Genomic DNA, 26,184 nt, shown 5'->3' with positions numbered 1-26,184 from the left:
TCAAAGCCGCTTCATCTGCCTAGCTTGCCAAAAGCGGTTTGCTTTCGCGGGCGTTGACCATGCAGTACAGCGCACCAGCCAGGATCAAGCCCATCGCCCAGCTGATATCCGCCCCCAGCCACTCGGCCACGAAGCCCGTGTAGAACGACAGCTTCATGAACGGGATGGTACCGATGATCGATACGGCATACACCGCCAGGCTTCGACGATTGAAGCAACCGTAACGCCCCTTGGCGTCGTACAGCGCACCCACGTCATACTGGCCCCGGCACACCCAGTAGTAATCCACCAGGTTGATCGCGCTCCAGGGGATCAACAGGTACAGCTGGCCGATCAGGATGTCGGCGAAGAACGTATCGAAATTGTATTGGGTAGCGATGGCAATCAGCGTTGCCGCGGCGGTAAGGCCCACCATCACCAGCGCCTTGGCAGTCGCGGTCACGCGCCTGATGGTCTTGAAGGCCCCGAAGATCGTGACCGACGACATGTAGGCGCTGTACAGGCACAGGACGTTGTACTGGATCACCCCCAGCGCAATCACTGCCAGTGCCAACGGCGCCCACGGGCCAAACAACCCGGCAATCGCCGTCGCAGGGTCATGCCCCAGTGCCGAGGGTAGTTCCACGGCCACCAGCGCACCCAACGCCATCATGGCGAAGGAGCCTAGCGCACAACCGCAATAGGTGGCCCAGAATGTGGCGCGCGGGTTGACGTTGGCCGGCAGGTAGCGCGAATAATCTGCCACATAGGGGCCATAGCCCAACGTCCAGGAGGCGGCCTGGGCCACGATCAGGTTGAAGGCGGTGAACGAAAAGCCCGTCGTCACTGCCGTCGTGCCTGCCATGTCGCCGGGGTGCAGCAGGATCAGCACCAGGGCGCCGGCAAACACCAGCGTGGACAGCAGGCTCATCCACGCCCCCAGGCGGTGGATCAGTTCGTAACCGACAAAACCGATGATGAAGGTCAGCACGCCGACCACCACGATGGCCTGGTCGTCGCTCATGGGCACCAGTGCCTGAACGGCATTGCGCATCAGCACGCCACTGGCGGCGAGAAACAGTACAGCGGCCGTGACCATCACCAGCAACGGCAGCGCCGCGCCATGGACACCGAACTGGGCGCGGCTCTGGATCATCTGTGGCACGCCCAGGTGCGGTCCCTGGGCAGAGTGCGCGGCCATGAACACGGTGCCGATCAGGTTGCCGACCAACAGGCCCAGCAAGGTCCAGGCAAAACTCAGCCCCGAGGCAACGCCCAGGGTGCCGACCATCAGTGCGGTTATCTGGAAGTTGGAGCTGAACCAGATGGTGAACAATCGTTTAGGCGTGCCATAACGCTCAGCGTGTGGGACGAATTCGATACTTCGCGTTTCTAGCTTCACGCCGGTCTCCCGATTTTATTTTCATGATTATCGGGTAGGCACCGGCCGGGTTTGGGTTCATTAACGAACGCGCCTTAGCTAGCTGCGCCATGCCTTGCTTGATAACGTCAGGCTACCCATGCGGCTCATCCACACCGACGCCAGGATCACCGCCCCGCCGATGAGCAGCCTCCCCAGCGGCTCGTGCTGGTTCCAGATCAGCAAATTGAGCAGCAACCCGACCGGTACGTGCAAGTTGTTCATCACCGCCAGCGTAGCGCCCGAAACCAGGCAGGCGCCTTTGTTCCACCAGTACAACCCCAGCGCCGTCGGGCACAGGCCGAGGAACAGCAGCACCAGCCATTGCACGTTGGTGCTCGGCAGGTGCTGGGCGTTGCCGAACAGCAGGAACGCCGGCAGTACCACGATCAGCGCGCCCAGGTAGAAGTAGCCGAAACGCTTGTAGTGCGGCAGGTCGCTGGGGTGGCGGGCAACCAGGTGGCGGTACAGCACCTGGCCGGCGGCGTAGGTGAAGTTGGCCAGTTGCAGCAGCAGGAAGCCGATGAAGAAGTCGCCGCTGATGCTGTCGAAGCGGATCACCCCGGCCCCCGTCACGGCCACCAGGGCGGCGACCAGCGCCCAGGGGTTGAAGCGCCGGTTCAGGGCGTCTTCGATCAAGGTCACGTGCAACGGCGTGAGAATGGTGAACAGCAGTACCTCGGGCACGGTCAGCACGCGGAAGCTCAGGTACAGGCAGACGTAGGTGATGCCGTATTGCAGCGCGCCGATCAGCAGCATCGAGCGCAGGAACCGCGGCTCGACCTGGCGCCAGCGGGTCAGCGGCAGGAACACCAGGCCCGCCAGCACCACGCGCGCGAGCACGGCGAAGTAGCTGCCGACGTGCCCGGCCAGGTACTCGCCGATCAGGCTGAAGGAAAACGCCTGGATCAGCGCGACGATTATCAGGTAGCCCATGGTTGCCTCTCGTAATCAAGGGCGCGACCTTAGCGGGTTGCGCCGAATCAGTTCAACCATGAGGAATGTGGGGCCGAAATAAAAAAGCCCGGCCATCAGGCCGGGCAGGTACACCCAAAGGAGCAAAAGCAGGTGTCAGGGATGGGAATTCGTTGAACCTCAGGCCACCGCGGCCAGCTTGGCCTTGGCCTGGTTCAGGCCCTTTTCGTGGAACTCGCCACTCATGTTCAGGCCTTCGGCATGGATGAAGTCGACATCGTGAATACCGATGAAGGCCATCACCTGGCGCAGGTACGGTTCCTGATGGTCGCTGGTGGCACCGGCATGGATCCCGCCACGGGCAGTCAGGACAATGGCGCGCTTGCCGGTGAGCAGGCCTTGCGGGCCGGTCGGGGTGTATTTGAAGGTGATGCCGGCACGCAGCACGTGGTCCAGCCAGGCCTTGAGGGTGCTGGGGATGGTGAAGTTGTACATCGGCGCGGCCATCACCAGCACGTCGGCTGCCAGCACTTCATCGGTCAGCTCGTTGGAGCGGGCCAGGGCCTCCAGTTCGGCGGCGCTGCGCTGTTCTTCAGGCTTCATCCAGCCACCGAGCAGGTTGGCATCCAGGTGTGGCACCGGGTTCACCGCCAGGTCACGCACGTTGATCTCGTCAGCCGGGTGCGCGGCCTGCCACTGCTGGATGAAGTCACGGGTCAGTTGACGGGAAACGGAATCCTGCTGGCGGGCGCTGCTTTCGATGATCAGTACGCGGGACATGGGGTGCCTCCATCGGCAAAAGGGGTTGCGATTCGATGGAGGTGAGATTAAGGCTTGACCTATCGATAAAAAAGCGTAAAAAGTGGGTTCAATCTATCGATTAATCCGTTTTATTGCGCTTTGCAGTCCAGCGCGATGCGCAGCTTGATGATCTGCCGATTGAAATTGGCCGTCACATCGACACTCTTTCCAACCGGTACGTTGACCCGGCGCACCCGGGGTGCCTCGGGCCCGTTGCGGAAGGTCACCTTGCAGGCTGCCGGCACTTGCCCATAGTTGTTCAGGGTAATGGACCCGATGTCGTAGGCCGTGTCGTAGGTGGTGTAGTCCAGCTTGACCCCGGTCAGTTCCTTCTCCACGTCGATGGGGTAAGCCATGGCCCCAAGGGGCAGGCACATCAAAATTGCCGCACAACATTTCTTCATGGGGCGCTCTCCTTGAAAGAGCGCAGCTTAGGACAACAGGAGCCAAACATGAAAGCGCCGCGCGTGACCCTGGATCAATGGCGGACCCTGCAAGCAGTGGTCGACCATGGCGGGTTTGCCCAGGCCGCCGAAGTCTTGCACCGTTCGCAGTCTTCGGTCAGCTATACCGTGGCACGCATGCAGGAACAGCTGGGTGTGCCGTTGCTGCGCATCGATGGCCGCAAGGCCGTGCTGACCGAGGCCGGCAATGTGCTGCTGCGCCGTTCGCGGCACCTGGTCAAGCAAGCAAGCCAGCTGGAAGACTTGGCGCACCACATGGAGCAAGGCTGGGAGGCCGAGGTGCGCCTGGTGGTCGATGCTGCCTACCCCAGTGCCCGCCTGGTGCGCGCCCTGGCTGCGTTCATGCCACAGAGCCGCGGTTGCCGGGTGCGCCTGCGTGAAGAGGTGCTGTCGGGCGTCGAGGAAGTGATGCACGAAGGCATCGCCGACCTTGCCATCAGCAGCTACAGCATCGGTGGCTACCTGGGTACCGAGCTCAGTTCGGTGGAGTTCGTCGCTGTCGCCCACCCGGAACACAGCCTGCATCGTCTGGGCCGGGAGATCACCTTCCAGGACCTGGAAAGCCAACTGCAGGTGGTGATCCGCGACTCCGGCCGCGCCCAGCCACGCGACGTCGGCTGGCTCGGCGCCGAACAGCGCTGGACGGTCGGCAGCCTGGGCACTGCCGCCACCTTCGTCGGCAGCGGCCTGGGCTTTGCCTGGTTGCCACGGCACATGATCGAACGTGAGCTGCTCGACGGCGTGCTCAAGCCATTGCCGCTCGATCAGGGTGGCAGCCGCCACCCACTGTTCTACCTTTATTCGAGCAAAGAGAAGACCCTGGGCCCGGCCACGCAGATTCTCATCGACCTGCTGCGCAATTTCGACACCGCGCCACTGGACGTGCCCTTCGCAGCCCCCCCACAAGCCTGAGAGGACCGCGCCCATGGCCTATTTCGAACATGAAGGATGCTCGCTGCATTATCAGGAATATGGCCAGGGCGAACCCTTGGTGCTGCTGCACGGCCTGGGCTCCAGCAGCCAGGACTGGGAGCTGCAGGTACCCGAGCTGAGCCGCTACTACCGGGTGATCCTCATGGACATCCGCGGCCACGGCCGCTCCGACAAGCCCCGCGACGGTTACCAGATCGCCACCTTCAGCGAAGACCTGCTGGCGCTGCTCGAACACCTGCAGACCGGCCCCGTGCACTTTGTCGGCCTGTCCATGGGCGGCATGGTCGGTTTCCAGTTCGCCGTGGACCACCCGCAATGGCTGCGCAGCCTGTGCATCGTCAACAGCGCCCCCGAGGTCAAGCGCCGCACCCGCAGCGACTGGCTATGGTGGCTCAAGCGCTGGGGCCTGGCGCGCATCCTCAGTGTCGAGACGGTCGGCCAGGGCCTGGCCGCGCGGTTGTTCCCCAAGCCGGGGCAGGCCGAGCTGCGCAAGAAGATGGCCGAACGCTGGGCACGCAACGACAAACGCGCCTACCTCAAGAGCTTCGACGCCATCGTAGACTGGGGCGTGCAGGAACGCATCGGGCAGATCCGCTGTCCCACGCTGGTGATTGCCGCCGACCACGATTACACCCCGATACACCTTAAAGAGCGCTACGTGGCCCTGATGCCCCACGCCAGGCTGGTGGTCATCGACGATTCCCGGCACGCTACACCCCTCGATCAACCCGAGGTCTTCAACCAGACCCTGCTGCAGTTCCTCGCAGCCGCTTCCACCTCTCAAGGATCATTGAGCCCATGCTGAAAAAACTCCTGCTCACCGCCTGCTCGGTCGCCTTCGCCACCAGCGTCATGGCTTCCGACAAGACCCCGCACGTTCAGCTGGACACCAGCTTCGGCCAGGTCACCATCGAGCTCAATGCAGAAAAAGCGCCGATCAGTACCAAGAACTTCTTGGCCTACGTCGACAGCGGTTTCTACAACAACACCATCTTCCACCGCGTGATCCCGGGCTTCATGGTCCAGGGCGGCGGTTTCACTGACCAGATGGTGCAGAAAGACACCAAGGAGCCGATCAAGAACGAGGCCAGCAACGGCCTGCAGAACACCCGTGGCACCCTGTCGATGGCACGCACCTCCAACCCCAACTCGGCCACCAGCCAGTTCTTCATCAACGTCGCCGACAACGACTTCCTCAACCCAGGCCGCGACGCCGGTTACGCCGTGTTCGGCAAAGTGACCCAGGGTATGGAAGTGGTCGACCAGATCGTCAACTCGCCAACCACGGTGAAAAAAGGCATGCGCGATGTCCCGGCCGACCCGGTGTACATCAAGTCCGCCAAACGCATCGACTGACCGCCGGTTTCACAGGGACGTGAAACCTTCCAGGGTCGGGTAGCACAGGAGTCTTGTCACCCATGCTGTACCGCCGTTTCGAGCAACTGATCGACATCTTCCGCGACGCGCCCAGCGAGTCGCCGCCCGGCCAGGTCTGGCCGTTCTACCTGTACTACCTGCGCCAGGTCTGGCCGAGCTTTCTCGCCCTGCTGGTGGTGGGCCTGTTCGCCTCGCTGATCGAGGTGGCGATGTTCAGCTACCTGAGCCGCATCATCGACCTGGCCCAGGGCACGCCCAACGTCAACTTTTTCAGCGAACACAGCGGCGAGCTGATCTGGATGCTGGTGGTGATCCTGCTGCTGCGGCCGGTATTCTTCGGCCTGCACGACCTGCTGGTGCACCAGACCATCAACCCCGGCATGACCAGCCTGATCCGCTGGCAGAACCACACCTATGTGCTCAAGCAAAGCTTGAATTTCTTCCAGAGCGACTTCGCCGGGCGCATCGCCCAGCGCATCATGCAGACCGGCAACTCGCTGCGCGACTCTGCGGTGCAGGCGGTGGATGCACTGTGGCATGTGCTGATCTACGCCATCACCTCGCTGGTGCTGTTCGCCGAGGCTGACTGGCGCCTGATGCTGCCGTTGCTGGTGTGGATCGTCGGCTACATCGCCGCGTTGTACTATTTCGTGCCGCGGGTGAAGGAGCGCTCGGTGATTTCCTCCGACGCCCGCTCCAAGCTGATGGGGCGGATCGTCGATGGCTACACCAACATCGCCACCCTCAAGCTATTCGCCCACACCGATTATGAACAGCAGTACGCCCGCGAAGCGATCCGCGAACAGACCGAGAAAACCCAGCTGGCCTCGCGCGTGGTCACCAGCATGGACGTGGTCATCACTACCCTCAACGGTCTGCTGGTGGTCACCACCACGGGCCTTGCGCTGTGGCTGTGGAGCCAGTCGCTGATCACCGTCGGTGCCATCGCCCTGGCCACCGGCCTGGTCATCCGCATCGTCAACATGTCGGGCTGGATCATGTGGGTGGTCAACGGCATCTTCGAGAACATCGGCATGGTCCAGGACGGGCTGCAGACCATTGCCCAGCCGGTCACCGTCACCGACAAACCCCAGGCGCCGCCCCTCAAGGTCAGCCGCGGCGCCGTGCGTTTTGACGACGTGGACTTCCACTATGGCAAGGCCGCCAACGTGATCGAAGGGCTGAACCTGGACATCCGCCCGGGCGAGAAGATCGGCCTGATCGGCCCGTCCGGCGCCGGTAAGTCAACCCTGGTCAACCTGCTGCTGCGCCTGTACGACGTACAGGGCGGGCGCATCCTGATCGACGGCCAGGACATCGCCGAGGTCAGCCAGGCCAGCCTGCGCGCGCAGATCGGCATGATCACCCAGGACACCTCGCTGCTGCACCGTTCGATCCGCGACAACCTGTTGTATGGCCGCCCCGATGCCAGTGACGCGGCGCTGCACGAAGCCGTGCGCCGGGCGCGGGCCGACGAGTTCATTGCGCAGTTGTCGGATGCCCAGGGCCGTACCGGCTTCGATGCCCATGTCGGCGAGCGTGGCGTGAAGCTGTCGGGCGGCCAGCGCCAGCGCATCGCGATTGCCCGGGTGCTGCTGAAGAATGCGCCGATCCTGATCATGGACGAAGCCACTTCGGCGCTGGACTCGGAGGTCGAGGCAGCCATTCAGGAAAGCCTGGAGACTTTGATGCAGGGCAAGACGGTGATCGCCATCGCCCACCGGCTGTCCACCATCGCCCGGATGGACCGGCTGGTGGTGCTGGACAAGGGGCGGATCGTCGAGAGTGGCAGCCACAGCGAGCTGCTGGAACAGCGGGGGTTGTATGCCCGCTTGTGGCATCACCAGACTGGGGGTTTTGTCGGGGTCGACTGAGTCCTGTTCCGGCCTCTTCGCGATCCGACTTGTCCCGCGAAGAGGCCGGCACAGGAAACATCTCAATCTTTGCGGTAAGGCAGCATCCCCTTGGCCTCCTCGGCATACCCCCGCACCCCTTCCCGCTCCTGCTGCAGAAAATCCGCCACCGCCCGCCTCAACCCCGGATGCAGCAGGTAATGCCACGAACGCGTCAGCACCGGCTCGAACCCGCGAATCAGCTTGTGTTCGCCCTGCGCCCCGGCATCGAAACGCTGCAGCCCTTCGGCAATCGCAAAGTCCATGCCCTGGTAGAAGCAGGTCTCGAAATGCAGCCGGTCGAACTCATCGAGGCAGCCCCAGTAGCGGCCAAACAGGCTGTCGCCACCGACCAGGCTCAAGGCCATGGCCACATCGCGCCCGCCTTGGCGCGCCATCACCACCCGTACCGCCTCGGGCATGCGCTCGGCCAACAGGCTGAAGAACTCTCGGGTCAGATAGGGGGAGCGTCTGCGCACCGCATAGGTGTTGGCATAACAGAGGAAAACAAAATCCCACTGCGCCTCGTCCAGCTCATCGCCGCGATACCAGCGAAAATCGATGCCCTGCCCGGCCACCTGCTCACGCTCCTTGCGCATCTGCTTGCGCTTGCGTGAACTGAGGCTGTCGAGAAAGTCCTGGAAGTCGCGATAACCGTGATTGCGCCAGTGGAACTGACATCCCAGCCGCTCCATCCACCCCGGCAAACCCGCCATCTGCGCATCCAGCTGTGGATCGGTGAAATTGATGTGCGCCCCGGAAAGCCCGGCTTTGCCCAGATACTCGGGCAACGCCTGCAGCACCAGCAGGCCATCGGCAGGGTCGGCCGCCAGCAGGCGCGGCCCGCTGACCGGGCTGAACGGCACGGCACCGAGCAGCTTGGGGTAGTAGGCGATGCCGGCGCGCTCGCAGGCATCGGCCCAACCGTGGTCGAACACGTACTCGCCATACGAATGCCATTTGCGATACGCCGGCAGCAGCGCACGCACCTGCCCGTCGCGCTCCAGCACCAGGTGTTCGGCTGCCCAGCCGGTGTTGCGGGCAACACTGCCGCTGTCTTCCATGGCACTGAGGAAAGCATGGCGCAGGAACGGTTGGCCTGGGGGGACCAGGGCATCCCAGGTCGCCGCTGGCAGGTCACGCAGATGGGCAAGGCTGTAGAGACTGGTCACGTTTTCGACTCGCTGTTCAAGGCCATCAGTATCGGCGAACAGAGGCCCGTCGCTCAAATGAGGATCGGCCCGTTTCGCCTTTCATTCCCAATTACTTAACAGCAGTGCCACTAATTAGACATTAATCTGTCATTGGCCCCCGCAATACTTGCGCCTGTTTTCCGGAACCCTAGAACCTGTCTAGTCAGGCCCTTTCCGAAGACATGCCAACATGGGGGCGGGCGCTGAGCCTCCCCAAATCTTTTAAGTAGGGAGAACCTTATGCGTCTTGTTTCTACACTTACCGGAGTGAGCCTCACCGGCATGATGCTGGCTCTGAGTACTCCGGCCAGTGCTGCCGTCGACGCCAAGCTGCTCGAAATGCTCCGCGCCAATGGTTCGATCAACCAGGCGCAGTACAACGAACTGCAGGGCGACCTGGCTCAGGAAACCAAGGAAAAGGCCGCTCAGAAAGCTCAGTCCGACCGGATGAGCTCCTTCGAACAAAAAGTGGCATGGGCCGCCAAGACCCAGATCAAGGGTGATGTACGCCTGCGTTACGAAGACGTCAACGTCGATAACCCGATCTCCCGCAGCCCTAACCAGGACCGTGAGCGCGTGCGTGCCCGCGTCGGCTTCTACAGCGAGATCAACCCGCAGGTTGATGCTGGCGTGCGCGTGGCCACCGGCAGCAGCGCTGATGCTCGCTCGACCAACCAGAGCCTGGACAACTACTTCGATAAGAAATCCCTGTGGGTCGACCTGGCCTACCTGGACTGGCACCCGACTGCCGTCCCGAACCTGCACCTGATCGGCGGCAAAATGCTGCAGCCATGGGTGAGCATGGGCGACATCATCTGGGATAGCGACATCAACCCGGAAGGTGTGGCCGTCACCTACAAAACCAACGCCGGCCCGGCCGAAGTGTTCGGCAGCATCGGCCACTACAACCTGAAGGACAACGTCGACGGCGACGGCGTGCAGTACAAGCACGACGCACAGCTGTACGCGGCCCAGCTGGGTACCAAGTTCAACGCAGCTGACACCGTCAAGGTCACCGTCGGTGCCAGCCTCTACGGCTACGACAACGACAAGGCCTCGGCACTGCTGCGTTCGCTGGGTAACACCACCGACGAGTTCAACCTGGTTGAAGGTTTCGGCCAAGTCGACTTCACCGGCTTCGCCATCCCACTGTCGGCTTACGGCCAGTACGTCAAGAACACCGAAAGCACCGACGGCATGGACACTGCCTGGCTGGCAGGCCTGAAGTCCAAGATCGGCGCCTGGAGCCTGGACTACAACTACCGCGACGTGCAGCGTAACGGCGTAGTCAGCCTGTTCACAGACTCCGACTTCGGTAACGGCTTCACCGGTTCCCGTGGTCACAAGTTCAAGGTCGGTTACGAAATCGACAAGAACTTCACCCTCGGCGCGGCCTACATGATGGCCAAGACCGACTACTCCAACCTGCCGGACAGCAACGCCAGCGTAGACACCCTGCAGGTGGACCTGGAAGCCAAGTTCTAAGCGACACACTCCCCTGCTTCACTCTGAGGCGGGAAATGCCGACCCCATCCGGCATTTCCCGCCTTTTTTTGCCTGCAAAAAAGAGGGGACCGCAAAGCGGCCCCCTCGATCTGGCATCTAACGCGACAATCAACGCTTGCGCAGGATCACGCTACCAATCGAATAGCCTGCACCGAACGAACTCAGCACGCCAAGCGACCCTTGGGCCAGATCGTCCTGGTACAGGTGGAAGGCAATCACCGACCCTGCCGAACTGGTGTTGGCATAACGATCGAGAATCACCGGTGCCTCCTCCTCGCTCACCTCGCGCCCCATCAGCTTCTTGACGATCAGGTGGTTCATGCTCAGGTTGGCCTGGTGCAGCCAGAAGCGCTTGACGTCGGACGGCTGCAGGTTGTTTTCGCCCAAGTGCTTGCCGATCAGCTCGGCGACCATCGGGCAAACTTCGCGGAACACTTTGCGCCCTTCCTGCACGAACAGTTTGTCCGGCGCGCCGATCCCCTCTTCCGCCGCGCGGTTGAGGAAGCCGAAATTGTTGCGGATGTTGTTGGAGAACGCAGTCTGCAACTTGGTGCCCACGATGTCGAACTGGTGCGCCGAAGTGGCTTTGTCGGCACGCTCGACCAGTACCGCCGTGGCGGCATCACCAAAGATGAAGTGGCTGTCGCGATCGCGGAAGTTCAGATGACCGGTGCAGATCTCCGGGCTGACCACCAGCAGTGCACGAGCCTGGCCCAGTTGCACGCTGTTGGCAGCGGTCTGGATGCCGAAGGTGGCCGACGAACAGGCCACGTTCATGTCGAAGGCGAAGCCGTCGATGCCCAGCGCCTGCTGCACTTCGATGGCGATGGCCGGGTAAGGGCGTTGCAGGTTGGAGCAGGCGACGATCACCCCGTCGACATCTGCCGGGGTACGACCGGCGCGTTCCAGCGCCTGGCGGGCAGCGGCCACGCCCATTTCACAAAGGATCGACTGCTCGTCGTTGGAACGCTCGGGCAGGCGCGGCTTCATCCGCTGCGGGTCGAGGATGCCGGCCTTGTCCATGACGAAGCGGCTCTTGATGCCCGAGGCCTTTTCGATGAAGGCGGCGTCGGACACGGGGGCTGCTTCGATTTCACCACGCTCGATGGCGGCGGCGTTGTCCTGGTTGTACTGCTGCGACCAGGCGTTGAAGGAGGCCACCAGTTCTTCGTTGGAAATGCTCTGGGCCGGGGTATACAGGCCGGTGCCGCTGATCACGACGTTATGCACGATCGATCCTCTGCTCAAAGGCCATCGCCACGGGGCGCTGGCTGGGAATATGACAGAATAATGGCACTTTAGTACCAATTTCACGGCGAGGGCTGTGCCCTCGATGGCGGATAAATCCGCTCCTGCAGGTGTGTGCAATACCTGTAGAGGCAGGTTTACTCGCGATGGGCCGCAAAGCGGCCCAAATTGCATCAATATTGCCACATCTGCGGAAGTTTATCCCTCCACCTGGCTCCACTGCTTGCTCAATCTCTTGTCGGAAATCGGCATCTTGGTGCCCAACTGCTGGGCAAACAGCGACACCCGATACTCCTCCAGCAACCAGCGGTACAAGGTCAGCTGCTCATCGCGCTTGCCTTCCTGGGCATGCTTGTCGGCCCGCGCCTTGTACTGCGCCCACAGGTTGCCCAGCTCGCCGCTCCACACACGGTCCTTCTGTACCTGGGCGCCCAGCTTCTCCAGGCGCAGTTCTACCGCCTTGAGGTAGCGCGGCAACTCCTTGAACCACACGGCAGGGGTTTCGCGCACGAAGCCCGGATAGACCAGGTTGGCCAGCTGCTGCTTGATATCGTTCAGCGCCACCGCCTGGCTCAGGTCGATCTTGCCCTTGAAGCGCTTCTGCAAACCGTGCCACAGCTTCAGCACTTCCAGTGTCTGGCGGGCCAGGCGTTCGGCATGCTCGGCCCAGCTGCCACGCTTGCGCTCGGCCAGCCCGGCCAAGGCTGCGCCGTCACGCGGCAACGTGGCTTCACCGTCGAGGATGCAGCTGTCCAGGCTGGCCAGCAGGATGTCCTCGACCAGTGCCTCGATCCGGCCCAGCTCGCGGTACAGCAGGCCCAGCTCGGTCAAGCCCGGCAGCTTGCCACGCAGGAACTTGGCGGGCTCCGCCAACTGCTGCAGCAACAGGCGCTGCAAGGCGCGACGGTGCTGGAACTCGGCTTCGGCCTGAGTCGAGAAACGCCCTTCGCGCACGGTGCCGTTTTCTTCCACCAGCGCCGGGTACACGGTCATCGACAGGCCGGCGATCTTCTGCTGGGCGGTCTGCTTGACCTCGCTGAAGGCCTTGGCCTGCACCGGCTGCTCGCTCTTCTCGGTACGCGGCACGGCCAACGCTGCCTGGCTGGCGGCAGCAAAGCGGGCGGTCAGCTCGGCCAGGTCGCGGCCTTCGCCGAGGAACTTGCCCTGGCCATCGACCACTTCAATGTTCATGCGCAGGTGGCCTTCGACCAGGTTGACCGACTCGGCCCAGGCCTCATCGGAAACCCGCGCGCCGGTCATGCGCAGCAACTCCTGGCCCAAGGCCTGGGGCAACGCGCCCTGGCCGAAGGTCATGCGCGCCAGCGAGGCCTTGACGAAGTCCGGCACCGGCACGAAGTTCTTGCGCAGTGCCTTCGGCAGGTTGCGCACCAGGGCTACGCACTTGGCCTCCAGCAGGCCCGGCACCAGCCATTCCAGGCGCTCGCCAGGCAGGTTCGGCAACAGCGGCGCCGGCACCCGCACGGTCACGCCGTCACGCGGGTGGCCGGGCTCGAAGTGGTAGGTCAGCGGCAGGCGCAGCTCACCCACCTGCATGCTGTCCGGGTACTGCGCGGCGGTGACTTCGCTGGCCTCGCGGGCCAGCACGTCTTCCTCGCGCATGATCAGCAGGTTCGGGTCCTTCTGGCTGGTCATGCGGTACCAGGCATCGAAGGTCGCGGTCTGATGGATCTCCGCTGGCAAGCGTGCTTCGTAGAAGGCGTACAGGGTTTCTTCATCGGCGAGAATGTCGCGCCGACGGGCCTTGGCCTCCAGTTCGTCGAGCTCTTCGAGCAGGCGCTTGTTCGCGGCCAGGCACTTGGCCCGCGACTGGATTTCACCGCCGACCAAGCCTTCGCGAATGAACAGTTCACGCGAGGTGACCGGGTCGATCGGGCCAAAGTGCACTGGGCGGCGGCCGACCAGAATCAAGCCGTACAGGGTGATCTGCTCATAAGCCACTACTTGCCCGCGCTTCTTCTCCCAGTGCGGCTCGAAGTGGTTCTTCTTGATCAGGTGGGTCGCCAGCGGCTCGATCCAGTCAGGCTCGATCTTGGCGACCATACGCGCATACAGCTTTGTAGTTTCCACCAGTTCAGCGGCCATCACCCACTGCGGGCGCTTGCGGCCGATGCCCGAAGACGGATGCACCCAGAAGCGCCGCTGGCGGGCGCCCTGGTAATCGCCTTCCTCGGTCTTCTGGCCGATCTGGCTGAGCAGGCCGCTGAGGATCGCCTTGTGCACCTTCTGATAATCGGACGGCTCTTTGTTGACCGTCAGTTGCAGCTCGCGGCAGATCAGCGACAACTGGCGATGGGCATCGCGCCATTCGCGCAGGCGAAGATAGTTCAGGAAGTTCTTGCGGCACCAGTTGCGCAGCGGGCTGGCCGTCAGCGCCTGGCGCTGCTCTTCGAAGCCACGCCAAAGATTGACCAGCGCGGCGAAGTCGGTATCGGCGTCCTTCCACTGCGCATGGGCCTGGTCGGCAGCCTGCTGGCGCTCCGGCGGGCGCTCGCGGGGGTCCTGCACCGACAGCGCACTGGTGACGATCAGCACCTCCTGCAGGCTGCCCTGGCGGGCGCCCTCAAGCAGCATGCGGCCCAGCCGCGGGTCGATCGGCAGGCGCGCCAGCTGGCGGCCAATCGGCGTCAGCTGGTTCTCGCGGTTGACCGCCGAAAGTTCCTGCAACAGGTTGAAGCCGTCGCTGATGGCCTTGCCATCCGGCGGCTCGATGAACGGGAAGGCGTCGATCGAGCCCAGGCGCAAGTGCAGCATCTGCAGGATCACCGCTGCCAGGTTGGTGCGCAGGATCTCCGGGTCGGTAAAGGCCGGGCGACCGTTGAAGTCTTCTTCGCTGTACAGCCGAATGCAGATACCCGGCTCTACCCGGCCGCAGCGGCCCTTGCGCTGGTTGGCACTGGCCTGGGAAACGGCTTCGATCGGCAGGCGCTGGACCTTGGCACGGTAGCTGTAGCGGCTGATGCGCGCGGTACCGGTGTCGATCACATAACGGATGCCCGGTACGGTCAGCGAGGTTTCCGCGACGTTGGTGGCGAGCACCACGCGGCGCCCGGTGTGCGACTGGAAGATGCGCTGCTGCTCGGCCGGCGACAGGCGCGCATACAGCGGCAGGATCTCGGTGTGACGCAGTTGCGCCTTGCGCAGGATCTCCGCGGCATCGCGGATTTCCCGCTCACCCGGGAGGAACACCAGCACATCGCCGGGGCCTTTGCCCACGCTGCGTTCATGCTGGGCGATCTCGTCGAGGGAGGCGAGGATCGCCTGGTCGACGGTCAGGTCATCCTCGACCTGGTTACCCTCCTCGTCCTGCTCGCTGGTCAGCGGGCGGTACCAGGTTTCCACCGGGAAGGTACGGCCGGACACCTCGATGATCGGCGCATTGTCGAAGTGCTTGGAAAAGCGCTCCAGGTCGATGGTCGCCGAGGTGATGATCAGCTTCAGATCCGGGCGGCGGTGCAGCAAGGTCTTCAGGTAGCCGAGCAGGAAATCGATGTTCAGGCTGCGCTCGTGGGCTTCGTCGACGATGATCGTGTCGTAGCGTTCGAGAAAACGGTCGTGCTGGGTTTCGGCAAGCAGGATGCCGTCGGTCATCAGCTTGACCAGGGTGTTGGCATCGCTCTGGTCCTCGAAACGCACTTGATAGCCAACCAGCCCGCCCAGCGGCGTGCCGAGCTCTTCGGCAACCCGGGCGGCGACGCTGCGTGCGGCGATTCGCCGTGGCTGGGTATGGGCGATCAGGCCATGGCTGCCGCGGCCCAGCTCCAGGCAGATCTTCGGCAACTGGGTGGTCTTGCCCGAACCGGTTTCGCCGGCGATCACCAGTACCTGGTTCTCCGCCAGGGCTTTCTTGATCTCGTCGCGCTTGGCGGCGATCGGCAGGCTGTCGTCGTAGCGGATCTGCGGCACGCTGTTCTGGCGTGCGGTGACCTGGGCACAGGATGCCTGGACCTTTTCTACCCACTGCGCCAGCTTGGCCTCGTCGGGGCGCTTGCGCAGCTCATGCAGTTGCCGGCGCAGGCGGTGGCGCTCGGCGATCATGGCGTGGTCGAGGTTTTGCAGCAGTTTGTCGATGGCTTGGTCAGTCATGGGGCTTTTTAGTGATGCAGGTGGGCCTGCTTTTTCATGATCGGCATTCGAAGGATGCGCGATTGTCGCAGATTTGCCGGCGCTCTGCTGGCTGGACGAATGTTTAGCCAGTACCGATGTGAACGTTGCCATTCACTGCTTTAATCAACCTTACCCCGCATGTGAGTATCAAAGGCATGACTCCCGTCCAGACCATCGCCCCACCGTCGTCCCGCCCTTCGCTAGCGAAGGCCCGGTCCCGCGCCGGTGAAAATCCGCTGGTCCACATCATTCTCGCCTTCTGGGCCCTGTGGCATTGCCGCCATGCACGCCCACCGGATGCTTCGCTCACGCCTTTGTGACCCAACTCGGCCGCAGCCCGGCCGTTTGACTCAAGTGGACCGCGCCTGCGCGCAGGTCCCGTGCGCCTGTGAGCGAATCGATCATGCACTTTGCACCTGTAGAGCACGCCAGCCGTTTCCTGGCCGAAAACCCTGATATCGAACTGTTCGAGCTGTTCATCCTGGACGCCAACGGTGTACCACGCGGCAAGCTGCTGCACCGCGAGGAACTGCTGGCGGTGTATCAGAGCGGCCGGCCACTGCCCAGCACCATCCTCGGCCTGACGCTCAATGGCGATGACGTGGAAAACTCCGGCCTGGTCTGGGATGTCGGCGATATCGACTGCCGCGCCTACCCGCTGGAAGGCAGCCTGGTGCGCCTGCCCTGGCGCCGTGTGCCGACTGCCGCCGTGCAGGTCAGCATGCACCCGAGCGAAGGCCTGCCAGCCAGTGTCGCCGACCCGCGCCATGTATTGCTGCGCACCATCGAAGCGCTCAAGGCTGACGGTTATCACCCGGTAATGGCCTGCGAGCTGGAGTTCTACCTGCTCGACCAGCAGCGCGATGCCCAGGGCCGCCCACAACCGGCACTGGACAACGACGGTGGCCGGCCGCGCACGACCCAGGTCTACGGCCTGCGCGAACTGGAACAGATCGAACCTTTCCTCGCCGACCTGTATGCCGCATGCAAGGCCCAAGGCATTCCGGCGCGTACGGCGATCTCGGAATATGCTCCGGGCCAGGTGGAAATCACCCTGGAGCATGGCGATGCCCTGGAAGCAATGGACCAGGCCGTGCGCTACAAACGCCTGGTCAAGGGCGTGGCCCATGCCCACGGCATGCAGGCTTGTTTCATGGCCAAGCCGTTCGCGCAACTGGCCGGCACCGGTATGCACATGCACCTGAGCCTGGCCGACAGCGCCGGCAACAACCTGTTCGCCAGCGAAGACAAAGCCGGCACCCCGCTGCTGCGCCAGGCGGTGGCCGGCATGCTCCGCCACCTGCGTGACTCGCTGTTGCTGTTCTGCCCCAACGCCAACTCGTTCCGCCGCTTCCAGGCCAACAGCTATGCCCCGCTGGCGCCGACCTGGGGCGTCGACAACCGTACCGTCAGCCTGCGCGTGCCCGGCGGCCCGGCCAATAGCCGGCATGTCGAGCACCGCATCTGTGGCGCCGATGCCAACCCGTACCTGGCGGCCGCCGCCATTCTGGCCGCGAGCCATCGTGGCATCCGCGAGCAGCTGGACCCCGGTGCGCCGGTGGAAGGCAACGGCTATGCCCAGGCCACCGAGCACCTGCCCACCGACTGGCTGACTGCACTCGACGCACTGGAGCGCTCGCACTGGGCGCGGGAAGCGTTTGGCGAGGCGTTCCTCGGCGTCTACCTGAAGGTCAAGCGCGCCGAGTACCGCCAGTTCATGGCAGAAGTCAGTGAACAGGACTGGCGCTGGTACCTGCACCAGGCCTGAGCCTTACCCTATTCAGAACAAGGAACACCCATGAACGCAGCATTGAACAACGGCCCGGCCCAGCGCGCGCCGTCCTATTACAGCGCCTCGCTGAACGACCACACCGAGTACCCGCAGCTCAAGGGCACGGTGCAGGTCGACGTGGCGATCATCGGCGGTGGTTTCACCGGCGTGGCCACTGCGGTGGAGCTGGCCGAGCGCGGCCTGAAGGTGGCGATTATCGAGACCAACCGGATCGGCTGGGGTGCCAGCGGACGCAATGGCGGCCAGGTCACCGGCAGCCTGTCGGGTGACGAGGCCATGCGCACGCAGATGCGCAAACACCTGGGCGCCGAGGTCGATGATTTCATCTGGCACCTGCGCTGGCGTGGGCATCAGGTGATCGAGCAACGGGTCGAGCGTTACGGCATCGACTGCGACCTCAAGCGCGGCCACCTGCACGCGGCGATGAAGCCTTCGCACATGGAGGAGTTGCGCAGCTTCCAGGCCGAAGCCGAACGCCGTGGCATGAGCGACCAGGTACAGTTGCTCGACCGCAAGGGTGTCGCCGAGCACCTGCAGAGCCCGCTATACCTGGGCGCGCTGAAAAACCTGCGCAACCTGCACCTGCACCCGCTCAACCTGTGCCTGGGCGAAGCCCGCGCCGCCCACAGCCTGGGCGCGTTGATCTTCGAGAACTCCGAAGTACTGGACATCGTCCATGGCCCGCGCCCGGCGGTCGTCACCGCCCACGGTCGGGTCGAAGCACGCCAGGTGATGCTCGCCGGTGACGTCTACCACAAGCTGGAAAAGCGCCAGCTCAAGGGCAAGATCTTCCCGGCCATGGGCGGCATCGTCACCACCGCTCCGCTGGGTGAACTGGCGGAGCAGATCAACCCACAGGACTTGGCGGTGTACGACTGCCGCTTCGTCCTCGACTACTACCGCCTCACGGCTGACAAGCGTCTGCTGTTCGGCGGCGGCGCCAACTACTCGGGCAAAGACTCGCGTAACATCGAAGGCGAGCTGCGCCCGTGCATCGAGCGCACCTTCCCGGCGCTCAAGGGCGTGCCGATCGAGTTTCAGTGGAGCTGTGCAATGGGCATCGTGGTCAACCGCATCCCACAACTGGGCAAGCTGTCGGACAACGTGTGGTACTGCCAGGGCTATTCCGGGCACGGCATCGCCACCAGCCACATCATGGGCGAGATCATGGCCGAGGCACTGACCGGAACGCTGGAGAAGTTCGACACCTTCGCGCAGTGCAAGCACGTGCGAGTGCCGATGGGGGACTTGCTGGGCAATCCGCTGCTGGCGGCGGGGATGTGGTACTACCAGATGCTTGAGAAAATGCGCTGAATTCACCGGCCTCTTCGCGGGACAAGCCCGTGAAGAGGCCAATGAAATAGATCAGGCAATCTTCTTCAAGCCCTGCTTCTTCAGTTCTTCATCACGCAGTTCACGACGCAGAATCTTGCCGACGTTGGTGGTCGGCAGCGCATCGCGGAACTCGATGTAGCGCGGCACCTTGTAGCCAGTGACATTGGCGCGCATGTGCTCCATCACCTGCTCCTTGGTCACGGTCATGCCCGGCTTGACCACGATGAACACCTTGATCACTTCACCCGACTTCTCGTCCGGCACACCGATGGCCGCGCACTGCAGCACGCCCGGCAAGGCGGCGAGCACGTCTTCCAGCTCGTTGGGGTACACGTTGAAGCCCGAGACCAGGATCATGTCCTTCTTGCGGTCGACGATGCGCATGTAGCCATCCGGCTGGATCAGCGCGATGTCGCCAGTCTTCAGCCAGCCTTCGCTGTCGAGGATCTCGGTGGTGGCGTCTTCACGCTGCCAGTAGCCCTTCATGACCTGCGGGCCCTTGACGCACAGCTCGCCGGTTTCGCCCAGTGGCAGTTCGTTGCCGGCGTCGTCGATAACCTTGCACAGGGTCGATGGCACCGGGATGCCGATGGTGCCCACCTGGTTGGCCTCGGCCGGGTTCACCGCCGCCACCGGGCTGGTCTCGGTCATGCCGTAGCCTTCGCAGATGGCGCAACCGGTGACGCTCTTCCAGCGCTCGGCCACGCTCAGCTGCAGGGCCATGCCCCCGGACAAGGTGATCTTCAGCGCCGAGAAGTCCAGGGCGCGGAATGCCTCGTTGTTGCACAGCGCCACGAACAGCGTGTTGAGGCCGACAAAACCGCTGAACTTCCACTTGCCCAGCTCTTTGACCATTGCCGGCAGGTCGCGCGGGTTGCTGATCAGCACGTTGTGGTTGCCGATCAGCATCATCGCCATGCAATGGAAGGTAAAGGCATAGATGTGGTACAGCGGCAGCGGGGTGATGAGGATCTCGCAGCCTTCCTGCAGGTTGGAGCCCATCAGCGCCCGGCACTGCAACATGTTGGCCACCAGGTTGCGGTGGGTCAGCATCGCGCCCTTGGCCACGCCAGTGGTACCACCGGTATACTGCAGCACCGCCACGTCGTTGGCTTGCGGGTTGGCTTCGGTGACCGGCTGGCCCTTGCCCAGCGCCAGGGTATCGTTGAAGCGCACGGCACCCGGCAGGTTGTAGGCCGGCACCATCTTCTTCACGTACTTGATCACGCTGTTGATCAGCAGGCGCTTGAGCGGAGGCAGCAGGTCGGCCACTTCGGTGACGATGACGTGCTTGACCTGGGTCTTGGGCACCACCTTCTCGGCCAGGTGCGCCATGTTGGCCAGGCACACCAGGGCCTTGGCACCGGAGTCGTTGAACTGGTGCTCCATTTCCCGCACTGTGTACAGCGGGTTGGTGTTGACCACGATCAGGCCGGCGCGCATGGCACCGAATACCGCTACCGGGTATTGCAGGACATTGGGCAGCTGGACGGCAATGCGGTCACCCGGCTTGAGGTCGGTGTGCTGCTGCAGCCAGGCCGCAAAAGCGCCTGACAGCGCGTAGAGCTCGCCGTAGGTGATGGTCTTGCCCAGGTTGCTAAAGGCCGGTTTATTGGCAAAGCGTTGGCAGGATTGCTTGAGTACCGCCTGGATATTGGGGAATTCGTCAGGATTGATTTCCGCCGTAATCCCGGCTGGGTATTTATCCTTCCAAAAATTTTCGATCATGGAAGCCCACTCCTTCAGCAACAGCGAAGTTCGATTCGCGCGTCGATGCGCTTATTATTGATATGCGATGGCGGTTCGTTGCAAACCGAATCATCTGAAAGCGCGCCGAGAGTAACAGCTTTGATTGGGGTCGCCTAGGGGCCAAGATCGGCCCCGCAGTCACAAAAGTGACTAAATGAACGATACAAGTCATTTTTAGAGTAATTGACCAAAATGTCGCAAATCGGGCTGTAAGGTACATGCCAGAGCACCTTACAAACGCCGGTATCAAGCGATGTCGCGCAACTCCCTGCGCAAGATCTTGCCCACCGGGGTCATCGGCAGCGACTCGCGCACCACGATGTGCTTGGGCACCTTGTAGCCGGTGAAGTTGGCCTTGCAGTAAGCCTTCAGGTCTTCGACGCTCACCCCACCCTCACGCGCCACCACGAACAGCTTCACCGCCTCCCCGGTACGCGCGTCCGGCACGCCGATGGCCGCGCAGTTGGCCACCTGCGGATGGCCCATCACCACATCCTCGATCTCGTTGGGGTAAACATTGAAGCCGGAGACGATGATCATGTCCTTCTTGCGGTCGACGATGCGGGTGAAGCCGTCCGGGTCGATCACCGCGATATCGCCGGTCTTGAACCAGCCCTCGGCATCCAGCGCCTGCGCCGTGGCCTCCGGCTGCTGCCAGTAGCCCTTCATCACTTGCGGGCCCTTGATGCACAGTTCGCCGCGCTCACCCAGTGGCTGTTCGTTGCCGTCATCATCGATGACCTTGAACACCGTGCCCGGTACCGGCATGCCCACCGTGCCCAGCCGCGCCAGCTGGCCGTATGGGTTGGTACTTGCCACCGGCGAAGTTTCGGTCAGGCCGTAGCCCTCGACGATACGGCAGCCGGTGAGTGTTTCCCAACGCTCGGCAGTGGCCTTGACCAGTGCCGTGCCACCGGAGTTGGTGACTTTCAGTGCCGAAAAGTCCAGCTGGCGGAAGCCTGGATGGTCCATCAGCGCAACAAACAAGGTGTTCAACCCCAGGAGCGCCGAAAAACGCCACTTGCCCAGTTCCTTGATGAAACCGGGGATATCACGCGGGTTGGTGATCAGCACGTTGTGGTTACCGGTGACCATCATGCACATGCAGTTCGCGGTGAAGGCATAGATGTGGTACAGCGGCAGCGGTGCAATCATCACCTCCTGGCCTTCCTTGATCAGCCGCTGCCCGTCCGGGCCATGCTGGGAGAAACAGGCCAGCACCTGCAGCATGTTGGCCACCAGGTTGCCGTGCGTGAGCATGGCCCCCTTGGCCAGGCCCGTGGTACCGCCGGTGTACTGCAGCACGGCGATGTCATCGAGCGACAGCGGCACCGGCTTGTGCACCAGGCTGCGGCCTTCGCGCAGTACCTGCTTGAACGGGATGGCCTGGGGCAGATGATAGGCCGGGACCATCTTCTTCACCTTGTCGACCACGGTATTGACCAGCCAGCCCTTGGCTGCGGGCAGCAGGTCGCCCATCTTCGCCTCGATCAGGTACTCGATGCCGGTATCGGGCAGCACCTCCTGCACGCGCTTGCCGAACATGTTCAGGTACACCAGCGCCCGGGCCCCGGCATCCTTGAACTGGTGACGCATTTCGCGCTCGGTGTACAGCGGGTTGGTGTTGACCACGATCAGCCCCGCGCGCAGGGCGCCGAACACGGCGATGGGGTACTGCAGGACGTTGGGCATCTGCACCGCGATGCGGTCACCCGGCTTGAGGTCGGTGTGCTGCTGCAGCCAGGCGGCGAACGCTGCCGAATGGCGTTCGAGCTCGGCGTAACTCAGGGTCAAGCCCAGGTTGCTGAACGCCGGGCGCTCGGCAAAGCGCTTGCAGGAGCGTTCGAACACCTCAACGACCGAAGCGTACGCGTGAAGGTCGATGGTGGAAGGCACGCCCTCGGGGCGTTTGTCATTCCAGAAGTCGGCTTGCATTTATTATTGTTCCTCTGCCTGAGCCCGTACGGATTCCTTGCCCCGTTTGCCTGATGGCAAAAAGGCGTTGAACCGACGTTAGCAGGTATGCCCGAGGTGGCATATACGCCAAGTGCCGCCATTAACATTGTGAATCTTATTTGTGCCCTTCCTGCAATTCGGCCGGTTGTGCATACACTGTCCGGGTCACCATCGCGCAAAGGATTCGCCATGCCCCATGACGCCTTCTGGCTGCCTGCCAGCGAGCATTGCAAGCTGTACGTGCACCAATGGCTGCCGGCCACACCGGTCAAGGCTGTGGTGCTGCTGGCGCATGGCATGGCCGAGCATGGCGGGCGCTACCAGCGCCTGGGCCAGGCCCTCTGCGATGCCGGCTACGCCCTGCTGGCACCGGACCTGCGCGGCCACGGGCGCACCGCCGAGCAGGGCAGCCTCGGCCTGTTCGCCCGGCAACATGGCTGGAATGCCGTGGTCAACGACCTTGGCCTGCTGGCCCAGCATATTGGCCAGCAGTTCCCTTGCACACCGCTGTTCCTGTTCGGCCACAGCATGGGCAGCTATATTGTCCAGGCCTACCTCACCCACCACAGCGGCAGCCTGCAAGGGGCAATCCTCAGCGGCTCCAACTTCCAGCCCGCTGCACTGTATCGGGCGGCGCGCCTGATTGCGCGGCTGGAAGCCTGGCGCCAGGGGCCACTGGGCAAGAGCGCACTGATCGAATGGCTGTCGTTCGGCTCGTTCAACAACGCCTTCAAGCCCACCCGCACGGCGTTCGACTGGCTCAGCCGTGACCCGGCGGAAGTGGACAAGTACGTCAACGATCCGCTGTGCGGCTTTCGCTGCAGCAACCAGCTGTGGCTCGACCTGCTGCATGGGCTGGCGCAGATCAGCCAGGCGCGCAACCTCGCGCAGATCGACCCGAACCTGCCCATGCTGGTGATTGGCGGTGAATGTGATCCGGTGAGTGCCGGCAAGCGTCTCACCCATCTGGCCGACGCCCTGCGCGCGACCGGCAATCGACATATACAGCTGCTCCTCTATCCTGAGGCGCGGCACGAAGTACTCAACGAACTCAACCGCGACGAGGTCACCGCTGATATCCTCGCTTGGTTAGCGCAAGCGCTGGCCCTTGGCCGCCCTGCCCGCAGTGAATGATAGGCGCCCTCGCCCGCCCTTTAAGGAAACCCAATGACCCAGGTCACCAACACGCCTTACGAAGCCCTTGAAGTCGGCCAGAAGGCCACCTATGAGAAGTCCGTCGAAGAACGTGACATCCAGCTGTTTGCCGCCATGTCCGGTGACCACAACCCGGTGCACCTGGATGCCGAGTTCGCCGCCAAGAGCATGTTCAAGGAGCGCATCGCCCACGGCATGTTCAGCGGTGCCCTGATAAGCGCCGCAGTGGCCTGCACCCTGCCTGGCCCTGGCACCATCTACCTGGGCCAGCAGATGAGCTTCCAGAAGCCGGTGAAGATCGGCGACACCCTGACCGTGCGCCTGGAAATCCTTGAGAAACTGCCGAAGTTCAAAGTGCGTATCGCCACCAACGTGTACAACCAGAACGATGAACTGGTGGTCGAAGGCGTGGCCGAGATCCTGGCACCGCGCAAGCAACAGACCGTCGAGCTGGTGTCGCCGCCGAACTTCGTCGCCAGCTGACATCGGTGATGGATTTTTCGCGGGGCAAGCCCGCTCCTACATCGACCGCGCGGATGCTTTACCTGTAGGAGCGGCGGTGCGGCGATCCGACTTGTCCCGCGAAGAGGCCAGAAAGGCACTCACATCAGTTCGCCTAAACGCCGCTCGATATGCCGCCGCTCCGGCTCCTGCCTGGTCAACTCCAGCGCCTGCTGCCAAGCTGCCCGCGCCTCTTCGACATTCCCCAATTGCTGGTGCAGCTCAGCCCGCGCCGCATGAGCCAGGTGATAGTCGCGCAACTCCCCCGCTGCCAGAATCGCCTCCACCGCGTCCAGACCCGCCTGCGCACCGTCGCGCTTGGCCAGTGCCACTGCCCGATTGAGCGCCACCACGGCTGACGGCCAGTGCCGTTGCAGTACATCGTACAGCCCGACAATTTCCGCCCAATCAGTCTCTTCAGCCGTCACCGCCTCGGCATGTACGGCCGCGATCGCCGCCTGCACGGTGTAGGCACCAAAGGCCCGGGTGGCCAAGGCCAGGCGCACCAGCTGGCAACCTTCGGCAATCAGCTCACGGTCCCACAGGCTGCGGTCCTGCTGGTCCAGCAGCACCAGGTTGCCCTCGGCATCGCTGCGCGCGCGTTGCCGCGATGCCTGCAGCAGCATCAGCGCCAGCAAACCCACCGCTTCGGCGTCTGGCAGCAGTTGCACCAGCAGGCGCCCGAGGCGGATCGCCTCGTCACTGAGTTCCTGCTGCAGCAACGCCTCGCCCGAGGACGCCGAATAGCCTTCGTTGAACACCAGGTAGATCACCCGCAGCACGCTCTCGAGGCGCTCGGGTAGCTCATTCAGCTCCGGGACCTGATAAGGAATGCCGGCATCACGAATCTTGGCCTTGGCGCGGACGATGCGCTGGGCGATGGTCGCGGGGCTTTGCAGGAAGGCCCGGGCGATCTGCTCGGTGGTCAGGTCGCAGACTTCGCGCAGGGTCAGTGGCACCTGGGCATCGGCCGCCAGGGCCGGGTGGCAGCAAGTGAAGATCAGCCGCAGCCGGTCATCGGCCAGCAGCTCATCATCGCTGGGGTCTTGCCCCTGGCCTTCGATCAGCATGATCAGGTCGGCCTGGGAGCGGTCGAAGCGAGCACGCCGGCGCAATGCGTCGATGGCCTTGAAACGCCCGGTCGACACCAGCCAGGCCCGCGGATTGTCCGGGATGCCATCACGCTGCCAGCGCTCGACAGCGATGAAGAAAGCATCGTGCAGGGCCTCCTCTGCCAGGTCGAAATCCCCCAGCAGGCGGATCAGCGTCGCCAGGATGCGCCGCGAATCCCGCCGGTACACCGCTTCGACCTCGGCCCGGACCTGGGCCAGCTCGGCCATCAGTCAGGCATCCGCTGGGTCACGACCTCCACCAGGCGGTCCAGGCTCTCTCCCCAGCCCTGATGGAAACCCATTTCTTCATGGGCGCGGCTGTCGGCTGCATTCCAGTGCCAGGCACGGGCGGTGTAGCGGGTCTTGCCCTGCTCTTCGTCAAAGCTGATCACCGCCGTCATGAAGGCCTTGTCCGACGGCACCCAACCTGGCCCGAAGGCATCGGTGAACACCAGCCGGCGTGGGGCGGCAATTTCCAGGAACACGCCCTGGGTCGGGTACTCGGAGCCATCTGGGGCACGCATGAGGGTGCGCAAAAGGCCGCCGACCCACAGCTGCATCTCGCATTCCGGGGTGGTCATGCCGTGTGGCCCCCACCACTGCATCAGCCACTCGGGCTCGGTCCAGGCGCGGAACACCTTGGCAGGCGGGGCATCGATCAAGCGGCTGATGGACAGCTCGTGCTGCGCGGGCGCAGGTTGGGCAAGGATCATTGTTGTTGTTCTCCTTCG

General features: G+C 63.2%; 20 protein-coding genes. 9 read left to right on the top strand and 11 right to left on the bottom strand.

The annotated features are described in order from the left end of the window. Nucleotides 1-19: 19 nt before the first annotated feature. The 4 genes from BGP85_RS06145 to BGP85_RS06130 form a co-directional block, all read right to left on the bottom strand. Entirely contained in the window at nt 20-1,381 is a 1,362-nt protein-coding gene (locus BGP85_RS06145) for a purine-cytosine permease family protein (protein WP_103446382.1), read from the bottom strand. A 78-nt stretch (nt 1,382-1,459) separates the two neighbouring features. After that, entirely contained in the window at nt 1,460-2,335 is an 876-nt protein-coding gene (locus tag BGP85_RS06140) for a carboxylate/amino acid/amine transporter (protein ID WP_103446381.1), read from the bottom strand. A 159-nt stretch (nt 2,336-2,494) separates the two neighbouring features. Continuing rightward, nucleotides 2,495-3,094: an FMN-dependent NADH-azoreductase gene (locus BGP85_RS06135; RefSeq protein WP_103446380.1), complete on the bottom strand. Its 600-nt coding sequence runs from the start codon at nt 3,092-3,094 to the stop codon at nt 2,495-2,497. Nucleotides 3,095-3,204: 110 nt separating this feature from the next. Then, nucleotides 3,205-3,519, bottom strand: coding sequence for a 3-phosphoglycerate kinase (locus BGP85_RS06130; protein ID WP_103446379.1), 315 nt, complete (start codon nt 3,517-3,519; stop codon nt 3,205-3,207). A gap of 48 nt (nt 3,520-3,567) precedes the next feature. On the opposite strand from BGP85_RS06130, the gene BGP85_RS06125 reads away from it, so the two are divergent. The 4 genes from BGP85_RS06125 to BGP85_RS06110 all read left to right on the top strand — a co-directional run bounded on the left by BGP85_RS06125 (nt 3,568) and on the right by BGP85_RS06110 (nt 7,763). Next, the gene (locus tag BGP85_RS06125) at nt 3,568-4,491 is read left to right on the top strand and encodes a LysR family transcriptional regulator (RefSeq protein WP_103446378.1); all 924 of its coding nucleotides are present in this window, start codon (nt 3,568-3,570) and stop codon (nt 4,489-4,491) included. Nucleotides 4,492-4,504: 13 nt separating this feature from the next. Next, the gene (locus BGP85_RS06120; RefSeq protein WP_103446377.1) at nt 4,505-5,317 is read left to right on the top strand and encodes an alpha/beta fold hydrolase; all 813 of its coding nucleotides are present in this window, start codon (nt 4,505-4,507) and stop codon (nt 5,315-5,317) included. Further along, on the top strand, nt 5,311-5,868 hold the full coding sequence (locus BGP85_RS06115) for a peptidylprolyl isomerase (RefSeq protein ID WP_103446376.1): 558 nt from the start codon (nt 5,311-5,313) through the stop codon (nt 5,866-5,868). Before BGP85_RS06120 ends, BGP85_RS06115 begins: the two co-directional genes overlap by 7 nt. A 62-nt stretch (nt 5,869-5,930) precedes the next feature. Then, nucleotides 5,931-7,763 (top strand): ABC transporter ATP-binding protein, encoded by a 1,833-nt coding sequence (locus BGP85_RS06110; RefSeq protein ID WP_103446375.1) that lies wholly within the window; start codon nt 5,931-5,933, stop codon nt 7,761-7,763. Nucleotides 7,764-7,825: 62 nt separating this feature from the next. On the opposite strand, the gene BGP85_RS06105 is transcribed toward BGP85_RS06110, so the two are convergent. Then, the gene (locus BGP85_RS06105) at nt 7,826-8,953 is read right to left on the bottom strand and encodes a GNAT family N-acetyltransferase (protein WP_103448213.1); all 1,128 of its coding nucleotides are present in this window, start codon (nt 8,951-8,953) and stop codon (nt 7,826-7,828) included. 261 nt (nt 8,954-9,214) lie between these two features. Here BGP85_RS06105 and BGP85_RS06100 point away from each other — a divergent pair, with 261 nt between their 5' ends. Then, nucleotides 9,215-10,459 carry a putative porin gene (locus tag BGP85_RS06100; RefSeq protein ID WP_103446374.1) on the top strand — a complete coding sequence of 415 codons (1,245 nt, stop codon included), beginning with the start codon at nt 9,215-9,217 and terminating at the stop codon, nt 10,457-10,459. Between the two features lie 129 nt (nt 10,460-10,588). Here BGP85_RS06100 and BGP85_RS06095 read toward each other — a convergent pair whose 3' ends face one another. Both BGP85_RS06095 and hrpA read right to left on the bottom strand, forming a co-directional pair. Beyond that, the gene (locus BGP85_RS06095) at nt 10,589-11,710 is read right to left on the bottom strand and encodes a beta-ketoacyl-ACP synthase III (protein WP_103446373.1); all 1,122 of its coding nucleotides are present in this window, start codon (nt 11,708-11,710) and stop codon (nt 10,589-10,591) included. Nucleotides 11,711-11,926: 216 nt separating this feature from the next. Next, nucleotides 11,927-15,832, bottom strand: coding sequence for an ATP-dependent RNA helicase HrpA (hrpA, locus tag BGP85_RS06090; protein WP_103446372.1), 3,906 nt, complete (start codon nt 15,830-15,832; stop codon nt 11,927-11,929). 424 nt (nt 15,833-16,256) lie between these two features. Here hrpA and BGP85_RS06085 point away from each other — a divergent pair, with 424 nt between their 5' ends. Continuing rightward, nucleotides 16,257-17,621, top strand: coding sequence for a glutamine synthetase family protein (locus BGP85_RS06085; protein ID WP_103448212.1), 1,365 nt, complete (start codon nt 16,257-16,259; stop codon nt 17,619-17,621). 30 nt (nt 17,622-17,651) lie between these two features. Continuing rightward, nucleotides 17,652-18,959 carry an NAD(P)/FAD-dependent oxidoreductase gene (locus BGP85_RS06080; RefSeq protein WP_103446371.1) on the top strand — a complete coding sequence of 436 codons (1,308 nt, stop codon included), beginning with the start codon at nt 17,652-17,654 and terminating at the stop codon, nt 18,957-18,959. A 51-nt stretch (nt 18,960-19,010) separates the two neighbouring features. Here the strand turns inward: BGP85_RS06080 and fadD1 are convergent, their stop codons facing one another. Continuing rightward, complete coding sequence (gene fadD1, locus BGP85_RS06075) at nt 19,011-20,708, bottom strand: long-chain-fatty-acid--CoA ligase FadD1 (protein ID WP_103446370.1); 1,698 nt, start codon at nt 20,706-20,708, stop codon at nt 19,011-19,013. Nucleotides 20,709-20,975: 267 nt separating this feature from the next. Next, nucleotides 20,976-22,664: a long-chain-fatty-acid--CoA ligase FadD2 gene (gene fadD2, locus BGP85_RS06070; protein WP_103446369.1), complete on the bottom strand. Its 1,689-nt coding sequence runs from the start codon at nt 22,662-22,664 to the stop codon at nt 20,976-20,978. 210 nt (nt 22,665-22,874) lie between these two features. Between fadD2 and BGP85_RS06065 the strand changes: the two genes are divergently transcribed. Then, entirely contained in the window at nt 22,875-23,819 is a 945-nt protein-coding gene (locus tag BGP85_RS06065) for an alpha/beta hydrolase (protein WP_103446368.1), read from the top strand. A gap of 33 nt (nt 23,820-23,852) precedes the next feature. Continuing rightward, the gene (locus BGP85_RS06060) at nt 23,853-24,323 is read left to right on the top strand and encodes a MaoC family dehydratase (RefSeq protein WP_054885695.1); all 471 of its coding nucleotides are present in this window, start codon (nt 23,853-23,855) and stop codon (nt 24,321-24,323) included. A 119-nt stretch (nt 24,324-24,442) separates the two neighbouring features. Here the strand turns inward: BGP85_RS06060 and BGP85_RS06055 are convergent, their stop codons facing one another. Both BGP85_RS06055 and BGP85_RS06050 read right to left on the bottom strand, forming a co-directional pair. Further along, nucleotides 24,443-25,681 carry an RNA polymerase sigma factor gene (locus BGP85_RS06055; RefSeq protein WP_103446367.1) on the bottom strand — a complete coding sequence of 413 codons (1,239 nt, stop codon included), beginning with the start codon at nt 25,679-25,681 and terminating at the stop codon, nt 24,443-24,445. Then, the gene (locus BGP85_RS06050) at nt 25,681-26,166 is read right to left on the bottom strand and encodes an SRPBCC family protein (protein ID WP_103446366.1); all 486 of its coding nucleotides are present in this window, start codon (nt 26,164-26,166) and stop codon (nt 25,681-25,683) included. Before BGP85_RS06050 ends, BGP85_RS06055 begins: the two co-directional genes overlap by 1 nt. Between the last annotated feature and the right edge of the window lie 18 nt (nt 26,167-26,184).

It is taken from the genome of Pseudomonas putida (genome assembly GCF_002906855.1).
Classification (GTDB): Bacteria; Pseudomonadota; Gammaproteobacteria; order Pseudomonadales; family Pseudomonadaceae; genus Aquipseudomonas; species Aquipseudomonas putida_N.
This window is presented reverse-complemented; position numbering and strand designations above follow the sequence as displayed.